We start from the raw sequence: 438 nt of genomic DNA on the forward strand, positions 1-438 counted from the left end.
ACTGCCAATCTTCATCACGTGCTTCTGGATAAAATGTACGTAAATGATTCATACAACCTTCTTTAGTCATTAATATTTGATCAAATGAATATTTGATTAAAGGTAGGTTTTTAGCAGCAGCAGATAATAATGTTGTAATATTATATGGTTTGACTGATTTAAATAAATCAAGATTAGAACCATTTTTTAAGAACTTAGGACCCACACTAGCGAATGGACCGAATAATAATGTACGTTCACCATCAATATATCGAGTATCCAAGTGAGGTACTGTCATAGGCGGTGTGCCAGGTGGTTCTTTACCGTAAACTTTGGCATCGTGTTGGGCTATAATGTCTGGGTTAGTACAAATTAAAAATTGTCCTGTAATAGGGAATCCACCCAAATGTTTACTTTCTGGAATTCCAGTTTTTTGTAATAGTGGAATAGCGCCACCAC

1 protein-coding gene is annotated in these 438 nt (G+C 35.4%); it reads right to left on the minus strand.

Annotated elements, in window-relative coordinates:
* Positions 1-438: malate:quinone oxidoreductase (locus HMPREF2706_RS00050; RefSeq protein WP_176746153.1), on the minus strand; the 438-nt coding region annotated here is incomplete at both ends.

Origin of the sequence: Staphylococcus sp. HMSC067F07, assembly GCF_001837405.1 — a bacterium.
In the GTDB taxonomy this organism is placed as follows: domain Bacteria; phylum Bacillota; class Bacilli; order Staphylococcales; family Staphylococcaceae; genus Staphylococcus; species Staphylococcus capitis.